This window comes from Georgenia faecalis, assembly GCF_003710105.1.
In the GTDB taxonomy this organism is placed as follows: domain Bacteria; phylum Actinomycetota; class Actinomycetes; order Actinomycetales; family Actinomycetaceae; genus Georgenia_A; species Georgenia_A faecalis.
On sequence record NZ_CP033325.1, the window covers coordinates 2,339,716 to 2,359,771 of the forward strand.

Below are 20,056 nucleotides of genomic sequence, written 5' to 3' on the forward strand. Positions count from 1 at the left end.
CCTCATGATGACCGACCGGCCCGGTGCGCGTCGCGTGCGGTCGAGCCCGGCCGATGTCGCACCCCGGCGGCACAATGAGCCGGTGCACGCCTTCTCCCGACCCACCCGCGACTGGTTCGCGGGCGCCTTCGAGGCGCCGACGGCCGCCCAGAGCGGGGCCTGGGACGCCATCGGCGCCGGGGACCACGCCCTGGTCGTCGCGCCCACCGGGTCGGGCAAGACGCTCGCCGCCTTCCTCTGGGCGCTCGACGAGCTGCTCGCCGGGCCCGAGGCCGAGGCCGCGGAGCGCTGCCGCGTGCTCTACGTCTCCCCGCTCAAGGCCCTGGCCGCGGACGTGGAGCGCAACCTGCGCTCCCCCCTCGTGGGGATCACGCGGACCGCCCAGGCCCTGGGCGAGCCGGTGCGGGAGGTGACGGTGGGGGTCCGCACCGGGGACACCCCGCCGGCCGAGCGGCGCCGGCTCGCGACCGCTCCCCCGGACATCCTCATCACCACCCCGGAGTCGCTCTTCCTCGTCCTCACCTCGGCGGCGGCGCGCGGGCTGCGCGGGGTCCGCACGGTCATCCTCGACGAGGTCCACGCGGTGGCCGGGACCAAGCGCGGCGCCCACCTGGCCGTCTCCCTCGAGCGCCTCGACGCCCTGCTCCCCGCCCCGGCCCAGCGCATCGGCCTGTCGGCGACGGTGCGCCCGGTGGCCGCCGTGGCCCAGTTCGTCGCCGGCGCCCGCACCCCCCAGGACGGCGGTCGGCCCGTCCGCGTCGTCCAGCCCGCGGTCGCCAAGGAGCTGCGGATCGACGTCGTCGTCCCCGTCCCCGACCTCGCCGACCTCCCCGAGCCGGCGCCCGGCCCGGGCGGGCCGGACCTGTCGGGCGACGCCGCCGGGGCGCTGCCGCGCGCCCCCCGCGCCTCGGTGTGGCCGCACGTGGAGGAGCGCGTCGTCGACCTCATCACCGCGCACCGCTCCACCATCGTCTTCGCCAACTCCCGGCGCGGCGCCGAACGGCTCGCCGCCCGGATCAACGAGATCTGGGCGGAGCGCTCGGGCGCCGCGCCGCGTGACCCCGGGGCGGCCTGGGCGGCCGCGGTCCCGGCCCAGTCGGGCACCGCGACGCCCTCGCCGGTGGGGGACATCGCCCGGGCGCACCACGGCTCGATGAGCCGCGAGGAGCGCACCCGGATCGAGTCCGCGCTCAAGGCCGGCACCCTGCCCGCCGTCGTCGCCACGTCCTCGCTCGAGCTCGGCATCGACATGGGGGCGGTCGACCTGGTGGTCCAGGTGGGCGCACCGCCGTCGGTGGCGTCCGCGCTGCAGCGGATCGGCCGCGCCGGCCACCAGGTCGGGGCGCTGTCCCACGGCGTGGTCCTGCCGACCCACCGCGGGGACCTCCTCGCCGCCACCGTCACCTCCACGCGCGCGCAGGCCGGGCTCATCGAGGAGGTCGCCGTCCTCGCCAACCCCCTCGACGTCCTCGCCCAGCAGGTCGTCGCCATGCTCGCGGTCGAGGACCTCCCCGTCGACGAGCTGGCCGCCCGCGTCCGCCGCGCCACCCCCTTCGCCACGCTCGGCGAGCGCTCGCTCACGGCGGTGCTCGACATGCTCGCCGGCCGCTACCCCAGCGAGGACTTCGCCGAGCTGCGCCCACGCATCGTGTGGGACCGCGCCGCGGGCGTCCTGCGGGCTCGGCCCGGCGCCCTGCGCCTCGCTGCGACGAGCGGCGGCACCATCCCCGACCGCGGGCTGTACGGGGTCTTCCTCGCCCGCGGCGGGGCGGACGACGTCGCGGGCAGCCGCGGGGGCCGCCGCGTCGGCGAGCTCGACGAGGAGATGGTCTACGAGTCGCGGGTGGGCGACACGTTCACGCTGGGCTCGAGCACGTGGCGGATCGAGGACATCACCCCGGACCGGGTCCTCGTCTCCCCCGCCGCCGGCCTGCCCGGCCGGCTGCCGTTCTGGAAGGGCGACTCCCCCGACCGGCCGTTCGAGCTCGGCCGCGCCCTGGGCACGCTCGTGCGGGAGGTCGCGGCCCTGGACGCCCCCGAGGCGCACGCCCGTCTCGCCACCGGCGGGCTGGACGAGTGGGCGCGCGACAACCTCCTCGCCTACCTCGAGGAGCAGCGGGCGGCCACGGGCCGCCTCAGCGACGACCGGACCATCGTCGTCGAGCGGTTCCGCGACGAGATCGGCGACTGGCGGGTGGTCGTCCACTCCCCCTTCGGCGGCCGGGTGCACGCGCCGTGGGCCCTCGTGCTCGCCGCGCGGCTGCGCGACCGCCTCGGCATGGACGTCTCCGCGATGCACGCCGACGACGGCATCGTCCTGCGCCTGCCCGACGTCGGGCCGGGCGAGCTCGCCGTCGACACCGCCGACCTGCTCCTGGAGCCGGAGGACGTCGCGGGCGAGGTGGTCCGCTCCCTCGCCGGCTCCGCGCACTTCGCCGCCCGGTTCCGGGAGGCGGCTGCGCGCTCGCTCCTGCTCCCCCGGCGGCGCCCGGACCGGCGCCAGCCGCTGTGGCAGCAGCGCCACCGCGCAGCCCAGCTGCTCTCGGTGGCGGCCGACCACCCCGAGTTCCCCGTCGTCCTCGAGGCGGTGCGCGAGTGCCTCCAGGACGACTTCGACACCCCGGCGCTCACCACGGTCATGGCCGACGTCGCGGCCCGGCGGGTGCGCGTCGTCGAGGTGGAGACGCCCTCCCCCTCGCCCTTCGCCCGTTCGCTGCTCTTCGGCTACGCCGGGCAGTTCCTCTACGACGGCGACGCCCCGCTCGCCGAGCGGCGTGCCGCCGCGCTCACCCTCGACCCGGCGCTCCTCGCCGAGCTCGTCGGCGAGGGCCTGGGCGACCTCGCCGACCTCCTCGACCCGGACGCCGCCGCGGAGGTCGAGGCCGAGGTCGGCCTGCGCACCCACCCGGCCGCCGATGCCGAGGCGCTGGCGGACCTCGTCCGCCGGCTCGGGCCCGTCACCACCGACGCGCTCGCCCAGCGGGCCGCCGACCCTGCGGCCGTCCCCGGCTGGCTCGCCGCCCTGGAGGCGCAGCGCCGGGCGCTGCCGGTGCGCGTCGCCGGGCAGCAGCGCTGGATCGTCCCGGAGGACGCCGCCCGGCTGCGTGACGGGCTGGGAACCGCGCTGCCCGTCGGCCTGCCCGAGGCCGTCCTCGCGCCCGTGCCCGACCCGCTGGGCGACCTGGTGCGCCGCTACGCCCGGACCCACGGGCCCTTCGAGGCGGCCGACGTCGCCGCGCACCTCGGCGTCGGGGTCGCCGCCCTCGCCCCGGTCCTCGAGCGGCTCCTGGCGGCGGGCACGCTCGTCGGGGGCCGCCTCAGCCGCACGGCCGACCTGTGCGACGCCGACGTGCTGCGGCGCATCCGGCGCCGGTCCCTCGCCCGCCTGCGGGCCGACGTGGAGCCCGTGCCGGCCGCCGCCCTGGGCGCCTTCCTCCCGGCGTGGCAGCAGGTGGGCAGCGCCGACGCGGGCGTGGCCGGCGTGATCGACCAGCTCGCCGGGGCCCGCGTGCCCGCCTCCGCCCTGGAGGCCCTCGTCCTCCCCGGCCGGGTGCGCGGCTACTCCCCCGCAGCGCTGGACGCGCTCACGGCGGCCGGGGAGGTGCTCTGGTGCGGCGCCGGTGCCCTGCCGGGCGTCGACGGGTTCGTCGCGCTCGCCCCGGCGGACGCCCCCGAGCTGCTGCCGGTCCCGGAGAAGGTGCCCGACGGCGACGTTCCCGCCGCCCTGCTCGTCGCGCTCGCCGACGGCGGCGGGCGGTTCTTCCGTGACCTCGTCGCCACCTGCCGGGAGAGCCTCGGCGCGGACCTGGCCGCCGCGTCCGTGCTCGACGGCCTGTGGGAGCTCGTCTGGTCCGGGCACCTCACCAACGACACGCTCGCCCCCGTCCGGGCCCGCCTCGGCGCGGGGCGCCCCACCCACGCGTCGCGGCGCCCGCCGCCGCGGGCGCGCGGGGCGCTCTCCCGGCGCCGGATGCTCGTCGCCGCCGCGGGCGGCGTGCCGGACGTCCTCGCGCCGCCGTCGGCGGCGGGCCGCTGGTCCCTCCTCCCCCCGCGGGACGCCGCCGCGACGGCCCGCAGCCTCGCCCAGGTGGCGGCCCTCCTCGAGCGGCACGGCGTCCTCACCCGCGGGGCGGCGGGGCTCGACGAGGTGCCGGGCGGCTTCGGGGCCGCCTACCGCGTCCTCGCACGCCTGGAGGAGGCCGGCAAGGTGCGCCGGGGGTACTTCGTCGAGGGCCTGGGCGCCGCGCAGTTCGCCCTGCCCGAGTGCGTGGACCTCCTGCGGGAGGCGGCCGCGGGCCTGCGGACGGACGAGCCGGCCCGTCCCGCCGGCCGGACGCGGCCGCCGGGCGCGCTGCTCCTGGCGGCGACCGACCCGGCGAACCCCTACGGCGCGGCGTTGCCGTGGCCCCCCTCCGCGGAGGGCGCACGCCCCCGACGGGCCTCGGGCGCCGTCGTCGTCCTCGTCGACGGGGTGCTGGCGCTCCACGTCGAGCGCGGCGGGCGGACGCTCACGTCCTTCACCACCGAGGACGCCGTCCTCGGGGCCGCGGCGACCGAGCTCGCTCGGCACGCCGCCACCGGCGACCTGGGGCGCCTCACCGTGCAGCGGGTCGACGGCGGCCCGGCCCTGGGCTCGACGTCGCCGGCCGCCGCCGCGCTGGCCGCGGCCGGCTTCGGCGCCACCCCCCGTGGGCTCCGGCTGCGCCCGAGGAGCGCCGGTGCCCGAGGGTGACGTCGTCCTGCGGACCGCGCGGCGCCTCGACGCGGCCCTGTCGGGCCAGGCACTCGTGCGCGGCGAGCTGCGGTGGGCGGACCTCGGCGGCGTGGACCTCGCCGGGGCGCGGGTGAGCGGCACGAGCGCCGTCGGCAAGCACCTCCTCACCCGGCTGGAGGACGGCCGCACCCTGCACACCCACCTGCGGATGGACGGCTTCTGGCGCGTCTACCGCGCCGGCACCGAGCGCGGCGCCGACCGCTCGGTCAAGGCCCGGGTCGTGCTCGGTACGGAGCGGTGGACCTGCGTGGGCTACCTCCTGGGCATGGTCGACCTCGTGCGCACGCGGGACGAGGGCCGCGTCGTCGGCCACCTCGGGCCGGACGTCCTCGCCCCGGACCTCGACGTCGCGGCGGCCGGGGCCCGCATCCCGGCGCAGGGGCCGCGCGGGATCGGGGAGGTCCTCCTCGACCAGCGCGTCGTCGCGGGCCTGGGGACCATCTACCTCGCCGAGACGCTGTGGGCGCACGGCGTGTGGCCGTGGACCCCGGCGGCCGACGTCGACGGCGCCGCGCTGGTGGCGACGGCGCGCCGGCTCATGCAGCGCTCGGTCGCGGCGTCGTTGCCCACCGCGACCGGGGACCCGCGCCGGGGCACCCACGTCCACGGCCGTGAGGGGCGCGGCTGCCCCCGCTGCCGGACGCCGATCGTGCGTTCCCGGGTGGGCGTGGCGCCCCTCGACCGCCCGGTGTTCTGGTGCCCCCGCTGCCAGCCGGCGCCGTCGTCGTCGTCCTAGCGCGCCGTCTTCCTGGGCGTGCCTGCGGCCCGGGACGACCTCGTCCCGCACCCCACGCGGGGGTACGGGACGAGGTGTCGTGCTGGGAGGGGCGGGTCAGGCGACGCCGACGAGGCCGGACTTGCGCCGGACGGCGTGCGTGAACTCGTCCGGCACCGTGTCGGGGACGTGGACGCCCTCGGCGAGGGCGACGCGGTCGCTCACCTGGCGCAGGACGACCGACATCGGAACGTCGAGCGCGGTGCAGATCGAGGCGAGGAGCTCGGAGGAGGCCTCCTTCTGGCCTCGCTCGACCTCGCTGAGGTAACCGAGGGAGACGCGCGCGGAGGACGACACCTCGCGCAGGGTCCGGCCCTGCCGCTGGCGGGCACCACGGAGGACGTCGCCGATCTCGCGCCGGAGCAGCACCATGGGACGTTCCTCCTCTCGCGCCGCTGGTTGTGGCCTACCGTACCCCGCTGGTGTCGTTGCGCGCGGGCGGGGACGCCCGTCGGGGCGTCCCAGAGGTCGCGCAGGAGTGCGACTGGTGATCTGGTGTGTGGTCATCACTGACGAGAACGCCCCGGTACGCGCAGATGTTCCCCGTCGGCGAGGAGGCCGGCGAGCAGCGCCAGCGCGGCGTCCCCGCTCGCGCGACGCACCAGCGGGCGGGTCCCGGCGAGGGCGAGCCGGCGCACCCGGACCACCCCGGGCGCACAGGCGGCGACGTAGACCGTGCCCGCCGCGGCGCCGTCGGCCGGGCCGGGCCCGGCCACCCCCGTGGTCGCGACGGCGTGGTCGGCCCCCAGGCGGCGGGCGGCGCCCTGGGCCATCTGCGCCGCCACCCGGGCGTCCACCGGCCCGGCCGCGGCGAGCAGGTCCGCGTCGACGCCGAGGAGCTCCGCCTTGAGGTCCGTGGCGTAGGGGACCACCCCGCCGCGCAGCACGGCCGAGGCGCCGGGGACCGCGACGAGGCGCGCGGTGACGTCCCCGCCGGTGAGCGACTCGGCGAGGGCGAGGGTGCCGCCGCGGGCCGCGAGCGCCGCGAGCACCCGCTCGGTGACCGGGCGCGGCGGGGCCATGCGCGGCGTCAGTGCCCGGCGGGGACGCGCGCGAGCCGCCAGGCGCGCACGACGTAGTCGAGGCCGGTGAGGACGGTGACGGCGAGCGCGAGCACGAGGGCGACCGTGGTGAGGACACCCATGACGCCGGCGGCCGCGGCCGGCAGGAACGCGTCCCACGGGACGAGCAGGCCGACGATGAAGACCACCTGGAGCACCGTCTTGATCTTGCCCCCCTGCGACGCGGCGATCACCGAGCGCCGGATCATGAGGAACCGCAGCGCCGTGATGCCGAGCTCCCGGACGATGACGACGACCGTGATCCACCAGGCCAGGTCGCCCTGCGCGGAGAGCAGGACGAGCGCCGTGAGCACGAGCGCCTTGTCCGCGATGGGGTCCGCCACCTTGCCGAACGTCGTCACCAGCCCCCGGCTGCGCGCGATGTGACCGTCGAGCTTGTCGGTCGCGGCCGCGAGGAGGAAGACCCCGGCGGCGGCGAACCGCGCGGGCACGGAGTCGGCGAGCATGAGGACGGCAAAGACCGGCACCAGGGCCACGCGGGCCATCGTGATGATGTTCGCGAGGTTCCAGACGGGCGCCGGGGCGGCCGGGGCAGCTTCGGGGGGCACGAGCCCAGCGTAGGGTCCTCGCGCCTGCACGGTCGCCCGCACGGGCACCGCTACGGTGTGGCCCATGGCACGCCACGCGCTGCCGGCGCGACGACGCGTGCTGGCCCCGGTCCTCGGCGTCCTCCTCGCCGCCGTGGTCCTCGCCGTCCTCGCGTGGCGCCCGTGGCTCGAGGCGGAGACGCCGCTGCCCGCCACGAGCCCCGGCGCCACCAGCGCGCCCAGCGCGCCCAGCTCCCCCGACCCGTCGCCGGCAGCGCCGTCGCCGGCAGCGCCCTCGCCGGCAGCGCCCTCGCCGAGCGCCACGCCGTCGCCCCCCACGCCGGCGGTCTTCACCGTCCTCGGGGGCGGGGACGTGCTGCCGCACGCCACGGTGATCCGCACCGCCGCGACCGGTGACGGCTACGACTTCGTGCCCCTCATGGAGCCCGTCGCCCCGTTCACCCGCGGGGCGGACCTGGCCCTGTGCAACCTCGAGGTGCCGCTCGCCCCGCCCGGGACGCAGCCCAGCGGGTACCCGATGTTCGGGGCGCCCACGGAGCTCGTCGCCGACCTGGCGCGGCTCGGCTGGGACGGGTGCTCCACGAGCACCAACCACAGCCTCGACCGCGGCCTCCCGGGCCTGGTGCACACCCTCGACGCCCTCGACGCCGCCGGGCTCGGGCACGTGGGCACCGCCCGCACGCCGGCCGAGGCCGACCGCCCGCAGCTCTACCGCCTCGATCGCGCGGGCCAGACGGTCACCGTCGCCCACCTCGGGGCGACGTACGGCACCAACGGGATCCCCGTGCCGGCCGCGGCCCCCTGGGCCGTCACCCTCATCGACGTCGACGGCCTCGTCGCCCGCGCGGCGGCCGCACGCGCGGACGGTGCGGACCTCGTCATCGTCTCCGTGCACTGCTGCAGCGAGTACCAGGGCCAGCCTGCGCCGCAGCAGGTGGAGATCGCCGAGGCGCTCGCCGCGTCCGGCGAGGTGGACCTCGTCCTCGGCCACCACGCCCACGTGCCGCAGCCGGTCGCCCGGCTGGAGGGCGGCCCCGGCGGGCGGGGGATGTGGGTCGCCTACGGCCTCGGCAACCTCATCTCGAACCAGGACGAGCGGTGCTGCGTGCCGCAGACGGCGACGGGCCTGCTCGCGACGGCGACCGTCGTCAAGCCGGCCGACGGGCCGGCCCGGGTGGACGCCGTGGAGTGGACGGCGGTCACGGTGGACCGGGTCGGCGCGCAGCGCCTCTACGTCCTGGCGGACCTGCTCGCCGGGGCGCGCCCGGAGCTCCTCACCCTGGGTGCGGACCAGCTGACCGACCGGTACCGGGGCGTGCTCGACGTCGTCGGGACCGACGCCCCCGAGCGGACGGCCCCGCCGGTCCCCACCGGGCCGGCGCCGCTCGTGGTGCCGCGCGCGGGCTGATCCCCACCGCTGCCCGTGAGCGCTCGGCGTCTACCTGACGCCCGCTTTTCAATACATATGTCTCCGAATCTGGCACGACATGCCCTGAGACCTGCATTACCCTCGACGTCGTGGGCGGTCGTAGCGGTCCCGCGCTGCTCGGCCCACGCGGCCCGCGTCCTCGTCGCTGAGGACCTGCGCCATCGTCGCCGCTCCCCCTCCGGCAGGCGACGTCCCGATCGATCGAGGTGCCTGATGCCCCGCCACGCCCCGCCCCGCAACGTCCGCCCCGTCGGCGTTCACCCGGCCCGCGTCCGCCCGGACCGCCTCCGCCCGGCCTTCGCCGTCGTCCTCGCGATGACCCTCCTCGGTGCGCTCCTCGTCCCGACGAGCGCCCAGGCGGCCACCGCCCTGGCCAGCCGCGACTACACCGGCGACGGCCGCACGGACGTCCTCACGGTGAGCCCCTCCGGGCAGCTCGGCGTGTACGCCGGAACGGCGAGCACCGGCGTCGCCCGCAGCACGCTCGTCGGGAACGGGTGGACGGGCTACACCCCCGTCCGGCCCGGGGACTTCAACGGCGACGGCGTCGCCGACCTCCTCGCCGTCGCCCCCCAGGGCCAGCTCTACTTCTACGCCGGCCGCGGCGGCACCTTCGCCGGCCGCGTCCAGATCGGCCACGGCTGGCAGGACATGACGAACGTCTTCTCGCCCGGGGACTTCAGCGGCGACGGCATCGCCGACGTCCTCGCCACGGCGCCGGGCGGCGAGCTCTACCTCTACCCGGGCAACGACGCCGGGCGTCTCACGGCGCGCACGCAGATCGGCCACGGGTGGCAGGTCTACACCGACGTCTTCGACGGCGGGGACCTCAACGGCGACGGGCGCGCCGACCTCCTCGCCCGCGACGGCGACGGCCGCCTCTTCGCCTACTACGGCACCGGCGCCGGGCGGATGCGCTCGCGCGTGCAGGTGGGCAACGGCTGGGTGCCCTACACGCAGGTCTCCTCGGTCGGCGACCTCACCGGTGACGGCCAGACCGACGTCTTCGCCATCCACGCCTCCACCGGCCAGGCCTACGTCTACCCCGGGACCGGCCGTGGCTCCTTCACCGCCCGGGTCGCCCTCGGCACCGGCTGGCGGGCGCCCGCCAAGGACGCGCGGTACGCCTACGAGCGCGGCCGCCTCTTCTCCAGCCTCAACACCCTGCGCGCCAGCCGCGGCCTCGCCGCCCTCACCCGCAGCGACGAGCTCGACGCCCGCGCCCAGGCGTGGGCCGACCACATGGCGCAGACCCGGGTCCTCGTCCACAGCCCCAACTTCCGGACGGAGATGACCGCCGCCGGCTGGGCCTACAAGAGCGAGCTCATCGTCCGCAACACGGGCGGCCGCTCCATGACGACCGACGCGATCCTCACCTACATGCACAACTGGTGGGTGGCCTCCCCCGACCACTACCCGTGGATGGTCAGCCCCAACTACACGCACGTGGGGCACGGCTACACCATGGGCTCCGGCGGGCCGTACGCGGTCACCGTGCTCGGCGGGCGCTGAGCCCCACGCCTCACGCGAGCCGCGCCGCCGCTCAGCGGTTGGTGAGGCTCCAGGCGTCCTCGTCGCCGGTCTCGTCGTCGTCGCCGTAGTCCACGGCGACCGGCGGGCCGTCGCCGTCGTCCTCGACCACCGGCTCGCCGCGGAGCATGGCAAGGCAGGACGGGAGGTCGTCGGGCTGGATGAGGACCTCGCGCGCCTTCGACCCCTCGGACGGGCCGACGATCTCACGGGACTCGAGGAGGTCCATGAGCCGGCCCGCCTTGGCGAAGCCCACCCGCAGCTTGCGCTGGAGCATCGACGTCGAGCCGAACTGGGTGGAGACCACCAGCTCGGCCGCCTGGAGCAGCAGGTCGAGGTCGTCGCCGATGTCCTCGTCGACCTGCTTCTTCGTCGCCACGACGGCGACGTCGTCGCGGTAGCTGGGCTGCATCTGCGACTTCACGTGGTCGACGACGGCGTGGATCTCGGACTCGGTCACCCACGCGCCCTGGACGCGCATCGCCTTGGCGGCGCCCATGGGCAGGAACAGGGCGTCGCCCTGGCCGATGAGCTTCTCGGCGCCCGGCTGGTCGAGGACCACCCGGGAGTCGGCGAGGGAGGACGTGGCGAACGCGAGCCGGGACGGCACGTTCGCCTTGATGAGGCCCGTGACGACGTCGACGCTCGGGCGCTGCGTGGCGAGGATGAGGTGGATACCCGCCGCGCGGGCGAGCTGGGTGATCCGCTGGACCGACGACTCGACGTCGCGCGGGGCGACCATCATGAGGTCGGCGAGCTCGTCGACGACGACGAGGAGGTAGGGGTAGGGCGCGATGACGCGCTCGCTCCCCGGGAGCGGCTGGACCCGGCCCGACCGGACGCCGGCGTTGAAGTCGTCGATGTGCTTGAACCCGAACGCGGCGAGGTCGTCGTAGCGGGCGTCCATCTCCCGCACGACCCACTCCAGCGCCTCGGCGGCCTTCTTGGGGCTCGTGATGATCGGGGTGATGAGGTGCGGGATGCCCTCGTAGATCGTCAGCTCGACCCGCTTGGGGTCGACGAGCACCATGCGCACCTCCTCGGGCGTGGCGCGCATCATGATCGAGGTGATCATCGAGTTGATGAAGCTCGACTTGCCGGCGCCCGTGGCGCCGGCGACGAGCAGGTGCGGCATCTTCGCGAGGTTCGCGACGACGTACCCGCCCTCGACGTCCTTGCCGACGCCGATGACCATGGGGTGCTCGCTGCGCCGCGCGGCCGAGGACCGCAGCACGTCACCGAGGGAGACCGTCTCGCGGTCGGCGTTGGGGATCTCGATGCCGATCGCCGACTTGCCGGGGATCGGCGAGAGGATGCGCACGTCCGCGCTGGCGACGGCGTAGGCGATGTTCTTGCTCAGCGCGGTGACCCGCTCGACCTTGGTCCCCGAGCCCAGCTCGACCTCGTACCGGGTCACCGTGGGCCCGCGGCTGAAGCCGGTGACCTGGGCGTTGATCTCGAACTGGTCGAAGACGTTGGTGAGGGCCTCGACCACCCGGTCGTTCGCTGCGGAGCGCACCTTGTGGGGCGCGCCCTTGACGAGCACGGTGTCGCCGGGCAGCTGGTAGACGATGTCCGGGGCGAGCTCGAGCTGCTCGGCCCGGGCCGGCAGGGGGGTGGTCGGCGGCGGGAGGAGCTCCGCCGTACCCGCCTCGTCCTCCTCATCCGCGGCCGTCGCCGCCATGGGCAGGACGGTGGTGCGGTCCTCGTCCTCGGTCTCCGCCGGGGGGTCGGTCTCGTGGGCGCGGGCGTAGGCCTCGTCGCCGGCCGACCGGCGCCGCGGGCGCGGCGGGCGCGGCCGGGGGGTGCCGTCGGCCGCCTGGGCGGGATGGACCTCCTCGACCACCTCGCCGCCGCGGAGGCGGGCGCCCGCCTCGCGCAGGCGGCGCGGGATCGCCGCGACGGGGGTCGCGGTGAGGACGAGCAGCCCGAACACCCCGAGGAGGACGAGCAGCGGGATCGACACCCATGAGCTGAGCAGCACCGTCAGCGGGGTGCCGACCAGCCAGCCCACGACCCCGCCGGCGGCCTGGACCCCGGCGAAGTTCACCTTGGGGCTCGGGGTGCCCTGGGCGACGTGGATGATGCCGGCCACCGCCGTGGCGATGAGCGCGAGGCCGATGCTCTCCCGGCCGTGGTCGCTCGATCGCTCCGGGTGGCGCATGAGCCGCACGGCCATGACCACGCCGATGACGGGTACGAGGGCGCCGAGGACGCCGATGCCGCCGGCGACGACGGCGTGGATGGCGTCCCCCGCGACGCCGGACAGGCCGAACCACTCGCGGGCGGCGACGACGATCGCCAGCCCGAGCAGGAGGAAGGCGACGCCGTCGCGGCGCAGCGCCGGGTCGAGGTCACGGGCGCCGGACCCGACGCGGCGGGCCGTGCCGCCGACGACGTGCGCGGAGCCCATCCACAGGCCACGGCCCAGCCGGGCGGGCCAGGCGCGGCGCTCCGGCTCCGGTGCGCGCGAGGAACTACCGCGGGAGGAGCCGGCACGGCCCGAGCCGCCACGGGAGGAGCCGGCACGGGAGGAGCCGCCACGGGCCGAGCCGCCGCGGGCGCCGGAGGAGCGCGCGGTGGACGGGGAGGACGTACGAGTCGCCATAATCCGCCCACCGTACCGGGCGGGCGCGCCCCCGCCCCGGCGCGACAGGCCGGGGCGGGGGCGGCGGTGACGTGGCCCACGCCCGAGGCGTGGCGACCCCGCCACCGCGGCGTGGCGCCGGGCGGGCTACGCCTCGACGACCACCGGGATGATCATCGGGCGGCGGCGGAGCCGGCTGGACACCCAGCGCCCGACGACGCGGCGCATCACCTGCTGCAGCTGGTGCGCGTCGGAGTTGCCGCTCCGCGCCGCGCTGGTGAGCTCCTTGCTCAGCTGCGGGAGGATCCCGTCGAAGACGCTGTCGGCCTCCGCCATGCCCCGGGCCTGGATGTGCGGCCCCGTGACGATCGTGCCGGTGGAGGTGTCGACGACGGCGAAGATGGAGATGAAGCCCTCCTCGCCGAGGATCCGGCGGTCCTTGAGCTCGGCGTCGGTGATCTCCCCGACGCTGGCGCCGTCCACGTAGACGTAGCCGCTGGGCACGGCGCCGGCGATCCGGGCCTTGCCGTCGATGAGGTCGACGACGACGCCGTCCTCGGCGAGCACCACCCGCTCCGGCGGGACGCCGGTCTTCACCGCGAGCGCCCCGTTGGCGACGAGGTGGCGGATCTCGCCGTGCACCGGCATGACGTTGCGCGGGCGGACGATGTTGTAGCAGTAGAGGAGCTCGCCGGCGCTGGCGTGGCCGGAGACGTGGACGCGCGCGTTGCCCTGGTGGACCACCTTGGCGCCGAGCCGGGTGAGTCCGTTGATGACCCGGTAGACCGAGTTCTCGTTGCCCGGGATGAGGGAGGACGCGAAGATCACGGTGTCCCCCGGGCCCACGGCGACGCGGTGGTCCTGGTTGGCGATCCGGCTCAGCGCCGCCATCGGCTCGCCCTGCGAGCCGGTGGCCATGAGGACGAGCTGGTCGTCGGGCAGCTGGTCGACGGCCTTGACGTCGATGAGGACGCCGTCGGGCACGCGCAGGTAGCCCAGCTCGGCCGCGATGCCCATGTTGCGCACCATGGACCGCCCGACGAGGGCGACCTTGCGGCCGTGGACGTAGGCCGCGTCGAGGACCTGCTGGACGCGGTGCACGTGCGAGGCGAAGGACGCCACGACGATCTTCTTGTCCGCGCCGGCGAAGACGGCGTCGAGGACCGGTCCGATCTCCCGCTCCGACGTGGTGAACCCGGGGACCTCGGCGTTGGTGGAGTCCACCATGAAGAGGTCCACGCCCTCCTCGCCGAGCCGGCCGAAGGCCCGCAGGTCGGTGATCCGCCCGTCCATCGGCAGCTGGTCCATCTTGAAGTCGCCGGTGTGCAGGACGTTCCCGGCCGCGGTGCGGACCATGACGGCCAGCGCGTCGGGGATCGAGTGGTTGACGGCGACGAACTCGAGGCCGAACGGCCCGAGCTGCTCGACCTGACCCTCCTTGACCGCCAGGGTCACCGGGGTGATCCGGTGCTCCTTGAGCTTGGCCTCGATGAAGGCGAGGGTGAGCTGGGAGCCGATGAGCGGGATGTCGGCGCGCAGGCGCAGGAGGTAGGGCACGGCGCCGATGTGGTCCTCGTGGCCGTGCGTGAGGACGATCGCCTCGATGTCGTCGAGCCGGTCCTTGATGTAGTCGAAGTCCGGGAGGATGAGGTCGACGCCGGGCTGGTTGTCCTCGGGGAAGAGGACGCCGCAGTCGATGACGAGCAGCCGGCCGGCGTGCTCGAGCACGGCCATGTTGCGACCGACCTCGCCGAGGCCGCCGAGGGCGACGATGCGGAGCGCGCCGGCGGGCAGCGGTCCGGGGGCGGAGAGCTCGGGATGGGGGTGGCTCACAGGAGTCCTTCCTCGTGCAGCACGTCTCTCAGTGCCGCGATGTGCTGGTCCGGGGCGCCCACGAGGGGCAGCCGCACGGCGGGGCTGGGCAGGAGGCCCTGCAGGTGCAGCGCCTCCTTGGACATGACGGCCCCCTGGCCGCCACCCATGAGGGCGGCGACGACGGGGCGCATCCGGTTGGCGACGGCACGGGCACCGACGAGGTCACCGGCGTCGACCGCGGCGACCATGCGGGCGTACGCGTCGGCCGCGACGTGCGCGACCACGCTGACGACGCCGGAGGCGCCGTGGGCGAGCCAGGCGAAGTTGAGGCCGTCGTCACCGGAGTAGAACTCCAGGCCGGTGCGGGCCATCCGCTCGAACCCTGCGGGCACGTCGCCGGTGGCGTCCTTGACGGCGATGATCCGGGGGTGCTGGGCGAGCCGGTCGAGCGCCGCGTCGCCGATGGCGACGCCGGTGCGCCCGGGGATGTCGTAGAGCATCACGGGCAGGTCGGCGGCGTCGGTGACCGCCTCGATGTGCGCGCACACGCCCTCCTGGGAGGGCCGGTTGTAGTACGGGCTGACGACGAGGAGCCCGTGGGCACCGCTGCGCTGGGCGGCCTGGGCCATCCGCACGGCGTGGGCCGTGTCGTTGGACCCGGCCCCGGCGATCACCATGGCCCGGTCCCCCACCGCCTCGAGGACCGCGCGCAGCAGCGCGTCCTTCTCCGGCTGGTGGGTGGTCGGGGACTCCCCCGTCGTGCCGTTGACGACCAGGCCGTCGCAGCCCGAGTCGACGAGGTGCACGGCCAGGGCCTGCGCCGTGCCGAGGTCGAGCGAGCCGTCCGCGTGGAACGGGGTGACCATCGCGGTGACGACCGAGCCGAAGGTCCGGGACGGGACCGGCGATGCACTCATGGGTACGACGGTACCGCCCGGACCCCACCGCGCTCCCGCCGGGTCCGTCCTCCGGCCGCCCGCGGCAGGGCGGCCGGTCCTCCCCGCGTTAGCCTGGGAGGCGTGACGACGCCCGGCGATCCCGCCCCCGACCTCCTCGGTTCGCTGCTCTCCGGGGCGGTGCCCGCGGACCACCCCGACGCCGGTCAGGGCGCGGACCCGCACGCGGGCCACGGGCACGGCGCGGACGTGTCCGTGCGGCCCGCCGTGGCCGAGGACGCCCCGCTGCTCGCGGCGCTCCAGCTGCGCGCCTGGCGGGCGACGTTCGCCGCGGCCGCCGGGGCCCTCGACGCCCTCGACCCCGCGGCGATCAGCCAGAGCTGGGCGGGCGCCATCACCAGCCCCCCGACTCGCGCGCACCACGTCCTGTCGGCCTGCGCCGGCATCGACGTCGTCGGCTTCGCCGCCCTGGCCCCGGCCGAGGTGGCGGGCGGCACCGCCGAGGGCGCTGGGCCCGCCGGTCCCCGCGCCGAGATCCTCGCCCTCGAGGTGGACCCCGCCCACACCCGCGAGGGGCACGGCTCCCGGCTGCTCGCCGCCTGCGCCGACCTGGCCCGGGACTCCGGCGCGCAGGCCCTGCAGCTGTGGGCCGCGCAGGACGACGAGGTCCGCACCCGGTTCCTCACGTCCGCCGGGTTCGCCCCCGCCGGGATCCGCCGCACGCTGGACGTGCCCGGCGGCGCCGTCGTCGAGACCTGCTGGTACGCGCTCCTCTAGGGCGCTCACTCCTCGGTGAGCCGACCCGCCGCCATCGACCAGCGCCGGGTGGCGCGCACCCCGGCCAGCATCCGGCGGTCGTGGGTGACGAGCAGCACCGTGCCCGGGAAGGTCTCGATCGCCTGCTCGAGCTGGACGATGGCCGGCAGGTCGAGGTGGTTGGTCGGCTCGTCGAGGACGAGCAGGTTGACCCCCCGCGCCTGCAGCAGGGCCAGCGCGGCCCGGGTGCGCTCGCCCGGGGACAGGGACTGCGCCGGGCGCACCGCGTGCTCGCCGCCGAGCCCGAACTTCGCCAGGAGGGTGCGCACCTCCTCCTCGGGCCAGTCGGGCAGGAGCCGGCCGAACGTCGCCGCGAGCGCCTCGGGGGCGTCGAACGCCGCCCGGGCCTGGTCGACCTCCCCCACGGCGACGCCGGCGCCGAGCGCGGCCCGGCCCTCGTCGGGGGAGAGCCGCTCGAGCAGGAGGGCGAGCAGCGTGGACTTGCCGGACCCGTTCGCCCCGGTGATGACCACCCGGTCCCCATAGCCCACCTGGGTGGTGACGGGGCCCAGCGTGAACGCGCCACGGCGCACGACGGCGCCGTCGAGGACCGCGACGACCGACCCCGACCGGGGCGCCTGGGCGATCGACATCCGCAGCTCCCACTCCTTGCGGGGCTCCTCCACGCGTTCCTTCTCGAGCCGGTCGATGGCGCGCTCGGACTGGCTCACCTTGGCGGCCTGCTTCTCCGTGCGGGCCAGCGCCCGGGCCTTGATGTGCTTGTCCGGCTCGTTGGACTTCTTCCGGGCCGTGCGCACCCCCTTCTCGGTCCACGTCTTCTGGGTCTGGACGCGGTCCTTGAGGCTGCCCAGCCGGTCGGCGTACTGCTCGTAGTCCGCCCGGGCCCGCGACCGCGCGAGCTCGCGCTCGGCGAGGTAGGCCTCGTATCCGCCGTCGTACACCCGCACCTGCTGCTGGGCGAGGTCGAGCTCGACGATGCCGGTGACGGTGCGGGCGAGGAACTCCCGGTCGTGGCTGACGACGACCATCGGGGCGCGCGTCTGGGCCACGAACCGCTCGAGCCGGTCGAGGCCCGCCAGGTCGAGGTCGTTGGTCGGCTCGTCGAGCAGGAGGATGTCGTAGCGGGAGAGCACGAGGGCCGCGAGGCCCGCCCGGGCCGCCTCCCCGCCGGACAGGGTCGTGGTGGCGGCGTCGAGCGGGACGGTGAGCCCGACGTCGGCCGCGGCCGCCTCGGCGCGCTCGTCGAGGTCGGCGCCGCCGAGGGCGAGCCACCGCTCGAGCGCGTCGGCGTAGGCCTCCCCCACCGCGCTGTCCTCGGGGCGGGCGGCCATGGCGTGCGCCGCGGCCTCCATGCGGTCGGTCGCCTCCGCCACCCCCGTGCGCCGGCGCAGCAGCGCGAGGACCGTCTCCCCCGGGCGGCGCTCCGGTTCCTGGGCGAGGTAGCCGATGCTCGCCTGCGGCGGGGCGAGGGTGGTGCGGCCGGTGAGCTCGGCGTGGGCGGGCTGCCCGGCGAGCGCCGTGAGCAGGGTCGACTTGCCCGCGCCGTTGGCGCCGACGAGCCCCCACACGTCCCCGGGGGCGATGGTGAGCGTCAGGTCGGAGAAGAGGCGGCGCGCGCCGTGGGCGGCACCGAACCCCGTCACATGGAGCGTTGCGGGCATGCTCCGAGCGTACGACGCGCCGCTCAGAGGTCGAGCAGCGCCTCGAGGCCGACGGTGAGCCCGGGGCGGGAGCCGATCCGACGCACCGCGAGGAGGACGCCGGGCATGAAGCTGGCGCGGTCGAAGCTGTCCGTGCGGATGGTCAGCTGCTCGCCGGGGTTGCCCAGGAGCACCTCCTGGTGGGCGACCAGACCGCGCAGCCGGACGGAGTGCACCGGCACCCCGGCGACGTCGGCCCCGCGTGCCCCGTCGAGGGCCGTCGTGGTGGCGTCGGGCATGGCGTCCAGGCCCGCGGCGGCGCGGGCCGCCCCCATGGCCTGGGCCGTGGCCGTCGCCGTGCCGGAGGGGGCGTCGGCCTTGTCCGGGTGGTGGAGCTCGATGATCTCTGCGGACTCGAAGTACGCCGCCGCCTGCCGGGCGAAGCGCATGGTGAGCACCGCCGACAGCGCGAAGTTCGGGGCGATGAGCACCCCCTGGGCCAGCGGGCGCGCCTCGACGTGCGCGCGCACCCGCTCGACGGCGTCCGCCGTCCAGCCGGAGGTGCCGACGACGACGTCGAGGCCGGCGTCGAGGAGGGCGTGGACGTTGGCCTCGGTGGCCGCCGGGGTGGTGAAGTCGACGGCCACGTCGGCGTCGGCGGGCGTGAGGACCCCCGGGTCGTCGCCGGGGCCCATCCGGGCCACCAGCTCCAGGTCCGCGGCGCCGGCGACGGCCTCGCACACGGCGGTGCCCATCCGGCCGTCCGCCCCGAGGACCGCGACCCTGATCTTCTCGCTCATGCGGTCAGGGTAGTCAGCGGCCGAGGGCCTGCGCCGCGACGTCGTCGTCGAAGGGACCGACGACGACGAGCGAGCGCGGACGGGCGACGAGCTCGGCGGCGAGGTCCCGGACCTGCTCGGCGGTGACCGCGCGGGTGCGCTCCAGGGCCTCGTCGATGGTGGTGAGCTCGCCGTGGACGATCTCCGCCCGCCCCAGCCGCGACATCCGCGACCCGGTGTCCTCCAGGCCGAGGACGAGGCCGCCGCACAGCTGGCCGATGCTCCGCTCGAGCTCGGCGGCGGGCAGGAGCTCGGCGGAGATGCGCTCCCACTCGGCGGTGAGGAGGTCGACTACCTGGCCGGTCTTGCCGGGCGCGCACCCGGCGTAGAGCCCCACGACGCCGGCCTCGGCGTAGTTGGAGGCGAACGCGTAGGTGGAGTACGCCAGGCCCCGGCGCTCGCGGATCTCCTGGAAGAGCCGGGAGCTCATCCCGCCGCCGAGCGCCGTCATGAGCACCGACAGGGCGTAGCGACGGTCGTCCGAGGCGGTGAGGCCCTGGCAGCCGAGCACGACGTTGGCCTGCTCGGTGGTGCGGCGCACGGTCATGGCGCGGCCGGCGGCGGGCAGCTGCTCGGCACCGGGCACGACGGCCGCCCCCGAGCCGGGCACGACCGGTCGGCCGGATCCCCGGCGGCCCGCCGGGACCGCCTGGGGGTCGAGGCTCCAGCCGCCCTCGCTGACCGCCCGCTCCACCTGCGCGCACAGCGCGTCGTGGTCGACGGCGCCCGAGGCGGTGACGACGAGCTCGTCCGGGGTGTAGGTGCGCCGGTAGTGCTCGAGGACCGCGTCGCGCGGGACGGCGCGGATCGTCTGGGGCGTCCCGCCGATGGGCCGCCCGAGGGGGTGGGGGTCGAGGACCGCCGCGGCGAACTGCTCGTGGACGACGTCGACGGGGTCGTCCCCCGCCATCGCCAGCTCCTCGAGGATGACCCCGCGCTCGGTCTCGAACTCCTCGGCGTCGAGGACGGAGGAGGTCACCATGTCGGCGATGACGTCGACGGCCATGGGCACGTCGGCGTCGAGCACCCGCGCGTAGTAGCAGGTGTGCTCCTTGCCCGTGGCCGCGTTCGCCTCGCCGCCGACGGCGTCGAACGCCTCGGCGATGTCGAGCGCGCTGCGCCGCCGGGTGCCCTTGAAGAGCAGGTGCTCGAGGAAGTGGGTGGAGCCGTGGTGGCCGTCGGTCTCGTCACGCGAGCCGACGGCCACCCACGCCCCCACCGTGGCCGACCGCTGAGCGGGCATGGCCTCGGTGAGGACGCGGATGCCGCCCGGCAGGACGGAGCGTCGGGTGACGCTGCCGTCCTGCTCGAGCGTGACATCGGTGCCCGGCCCGGGAGGGCCGAGGAACAGCGGGACCGGCACG

Annotated in this window: 14 protein-coding genes; 5 read left to right on the forward strand and 9 right to left on the reverse strand. The window is 76.2% G+C overall.

The window, feature by feature from the left end; genetic code table 11:
- Positions 1-7: 7 nt before the first annotated feature.
- Positions 8-4,732 (forward strand): DEAD/DEAH box helicase, encoded by a 4,725-nt coding sequence (locus tag EBO36_RS10200; protein ID WP_187695870.1) that lies wholly within the window; start codon positions 8-10, stop codon positions 4,730-4,732.
- A complete protein-coding gene (locus EBO36_RS10205; protein WP_122824524.1) occupies positions 4,719-5,510 on the forward strand; it encodes an Fpg/Nei family DNA glycosylase in 792 nt (263 codons plus the stop codon). The genes EBO36_RS10200 and EBO36_RS10205 overlap by 14 nt, the downstream gene beginning before the upstream one ends.
- A gap of 96 nt (positions 5,511-5,606) precedes the next feature.
- Here EBO36_RS10205 and EBO36_RS10210 read toward each other — a convergent pair whose 3' ends face one another.
- The 3 genes from EBO36_RS10210 to pgsA form a co-directional block, all read right to left on the reverse strand.
- Positions 5,607-5,921, reverse strand: a complete 315-nt coding sequence (locus tag EBO36_RS10210) for a helix-turn-helix domain-containing protein (RefSeq protein ID WP_164471432.1) — start codon at positions 5,919-5,921, stop codon at positions 5,607-5,609.
- Positions 5,922-6,055: 134 nt separating this feature from the next.
- A complete protein-coding gene (locus EBO36_RS10215) occupies positions 6,056-6,571 on the reverse strand; it encodes a CinA family protein (RefSeq protein WP_122824526.1) in 516 nt (171 codons plus the stop codon).
- 8 nt (positions 6,572-6,579) lie between these two features.
- A complete protein-coding gene (pgsA, locus tag EBO36_RS10220; protein ID WP_244925266.1) occupies positions 6,580-7,179 on the reverse strand; it encodes a CDP-diacylglycerol--glycerol-3-phosphate 3-phosphatidyltransferase in 600 nt (199 codons plus the stop codon).
- A 64-nt stretch (positions 7,180-7,243) separates the two neighbouring features.
- Between pgsA and EBO36_RS10225 the strand changes: the two genes are divergently transcribed.
- A complete protein-coding gene (locus EBO36_RS10225) occupies positions 7,244-8,587 on the forward strand; it encodes a CapA family protein (RefSeq protein WP_122824528.1) in 1,344 nt (447 codons plus the stop codon).
- A gap of 234 nt (positions 8,588-8,821) precedes the next feature.
- The gene (locus tag EBO36_RS10230; RefSeq protein ID WP_164471433.1) at positions 8,822-10,120 is read left to right on the forward strand and encodes an FG-GAP-like repeat-containing protein; all 1,299 of its coding nucleotides are present in this window, start codon (positions 8,822-8,824) and stop codon (positions 10,118-10,120) included.
- 31 nt (positions 10,121-10,151) lie between these two features.
- Here EBO36_RS10230 and EBO36_RS10235 read toward each other — a convergent pair whose 3' ends face one another.
- From EBO36_RS10235 to dapA, 3 genes are all read right to left on the reverse strand, one after another.
- A complete protein-coding gene (locus EBO36_RS10235) occupies positions 10,152-12,551 on the reverse strand; it encodes an FtsK/SpoIIIE family DNA translocase (protein ID WP_244925267.1) in 2,400 nt (799 codons plus the stop codon).
- A 321-nt stretch (positions 12,552-12,872) separates the two neighbouring features.
- Complete coding sequence (locus tag EBO36_RS10240) at positions 12,873-14,558, reverse strand: ribonuclease J (RefSeq protein WP_122824531.1); 1,686 nt, start codon at positions 14,556-14,558, stop codon at positions 12,873-12,875.
- Positions 14,555-15,457 (reverse strand): 4-hydroxy-tetrahydrodipicolinate synthase, encoded by a 903-nt coding sequence (gene dapA, locus EBO36_RS10245; RefSeq protein ID WP_122824532.1) that lies wholly within the window; start codon positions 15,455-15,457, stop codon positions 14,555-14,557. Before dapA ends, EBO36_RS10240 begins: the two co-directional genes overlap by 4 nt.
- A 102-nt stretch (positions 15,458-15,559) precedes the next feature.
- On the opposite strand from dapA, the gene EBO36_RS10250 reads away from it, so the two are divergent.
- Positions 15,560-16,213 carry a GNAT family N-acetyltransferase gene (locus EBO36_RS10250; RefSeq protein ID WP_244925268.1) on the forward strand — a complete coding sequence of 218 codons (654 nt, stop codon included), beginning with the start codon at positions 15,560-15,562 and terminating at the stop codon, positions 16,211-16,213.
- A gap of 5 nt (positions 16,214-16,218) precedes the next feature.
- Here the strand turns inward: EBO36_RS10250 and EBO36_RS10255 are convergent, their stop codons facing one another.
- Genes EBO36_RS10255 through EBO36_RS10265 form a run of 3 tightly spaced genes read right to left on the reverse strand, consistent with a single transcriptional unit; the run spans position 16,219 to position 20,055 of the window.
- The gene (locus EBO36_RS10255) at positions 16,219-17,874 is read right to left on the reverse strand and encodes an ABC-F family ATP-binding cassette domain-containing protein (protein ID WP_122824533.1); all 1,656 of its coding nucleotides are present in this window, start codon (positions 17,872-17,874) and stop codon (positions 16,219-16,221) included.
- Positions 17,875-17,897: 23 nt separating this feature from the next.
- Complete coding sequence (gene dapB / locus EBO36_RS10260) at positions 17,898-18,653, reverse strand: 4-hydroxy-tetrahydrodipicolinate reductase (RefSeq protein WP_122824534.1); 756 nt, start codon at positions 18,651-18,653, stop codon at positions 17,898-17,900.
- 13 nt (positions 18,654-18,666) lie between these two features.
- Positions 18,667-20,055 (reverse strand): M16 family metallopeptidase, encoded by a 1,389-nt coding sequence (locus EBO36_RS10265; protein WP_122825606.1) that lies wholly within the window; start codon positions 20,053-20,055, stop codon positions 18,667-18,669.
- Position 20,056: the final 1 nt, after the last annotated feature.